Origin of the sequence: Mesorhizobium sp. M7A.F.Ca.CA.004.06.1.1 (assembly GCF_003999135.1) — a bacterium.
GTDB lineage: Bacteria > Pseudomonadota > Alphaproteobacteria > Rhizobiales > Rhizobiaceae > Mesorhizobium.
In genome coordinates this window covers 1-1,602 of sequence record NZ_RZPQ01001036.1, presented here as the reverse complement: position 1 = coordinate 1,602, position 1,602 = coordinate 1, and the positions used below count along the sequence as shown (strand labels likewise).

Annotated in this window: 1 protein-coding gene; it reads right to left on the bottom strand. The window is 63.7% G+C overall.

Going from position 1 to position 1,602, the window contains the following annotated elements; genetic code table 11:
• Positions 1-1,602: efflux RND transporter permease subunit (locus EN906_RS33515; protein WP_164777581.1), on the bottom strand; the 1,602-nt coding region annotated here is incomplete at both ends.

Genomic DNA, 1,602 nt, shown 5'->3' with positions numbered 1-1,602 from the left:
GTCTTCTTCCGGCAGGAACGAACTTGGCAGCCGGGCAAACATCCAGCCCACGGCAACGACGATGGCCAGGAAGACGGCGAGGAAGCGCCAGGACCGGTTGATAATGCCGTGCGAGCCGTCGCGATAGGCAAGCGTGCCGCGATCGAAGACCCGGTTGAACCAGCCGAACGGGCCCGTTTGCGTCGCATGGTCCTTGGGCGGTCGCAGGATCGTGGCGCAAAGTGCGGGCGTCAGCACAAGGGCGACCAGCACGGACAACACCATCGCCGAGACGATGGTCACCGAGAATTGCCGGTAGATGATGCCGGTCGAGCCGCCGAAGAAAGCCATCGGCACGAACACGGCCGAAAGCACGGTGGCGATGCCGATCAGCGCTCCGGTGATTTCGTGCATCGACTTGCGCGTCGCCTCCTTCGGCGGCAGGCCTTCCTCCTGCATCACGCGCTCGACATTCTCGACGACGACGATGGCGTCGTCGACGAGCAGACCGATGGCCAGCACCATGGCGAACATGGTCAGCGTGTTGACGGAATAGCCGAACAGCGACAGCACGCCGAACGTGCCGAGCAGCACCACCGGCACGGCGATCGTCGGGATGATGGTGGCCCGCAGATTCTGCAGGAAGATGAACATCACCAGGAACACCAGCACGATCGCCTCGGCCAGCGTCTTGACCACTTCCTCTATCGACAGCCGCACGAAAGGCGAAGTGTCGTAGGGATAGACGACCTCGACGCCTTGCGGGAAGGTCGAGCTCAGCCGGGCGATCGTCGAGCGCACCGCTTCGGCGGTGTTGATGGCGTTGGCGCCGGTCGCCAAATTGACGGCCACGCCGGCCGCGGGCTTGCCGTTGTAGTTGGCCTGCGTCGTGTAGCTTTCGGCGCCGAGTTCGACGGTGGCGACATCGTTGAGGCGAACCAGCGAGCCATCGGTTTGGCTCTTCAGGATGATGTTGCGGAACTGTTCGGCGGTCTGCAGCCGGCTCTTGGCCGTCACCGTGGCATTGAGCTGCTGGCCCTTGCGCGCCGGCAGGCCGCCGAGCTGGCCGGCAGAAACCTGCGTGTTCTGCGCCTCGATGGCGGTCGCCACGTCGCTCGGCATCAGGGCATACTTGGCGAGCTGGTCCGGATCGAGCCAGATGCGCATGGCATAGCCGGAGCCGAACAGCTGCGTCGAGCCGACGCCTTCGACGCGCTTCAGCGTGTCGTTGACGGTGGCGTCGACATAGTCGGCGAGATCGGTCGAGTTCATCTTGCCGTCGGTCGAGACGAAGCCGATGACCATAAGGAAGCCGGTCGAGGATTTGGAGACGGTGATGCCATTGCTCTGCACCACCTGCGGCAGCTGCGACTGCACCAGCTGAAGCTTGTTTTGCGTCTGCACCTGGGCGGTGTCGGGATCGGCTGCGGTGGTGAAGGTCAGCGTGATCGAGGCCGACCTGGTCGAGGTCGACGTCGCCGTCATGTAGTCCAGATTGTCGATGCCGGTCATGCCTTGCTCGATGACCTTGGTCACCGAGTTCTCGACCGTCTGCGCGTCGGCGCCCGGATAGGTGGCGCTGATGTTGACTGTCGTCGGCGCGATCTGCGGATATTGCGAGAT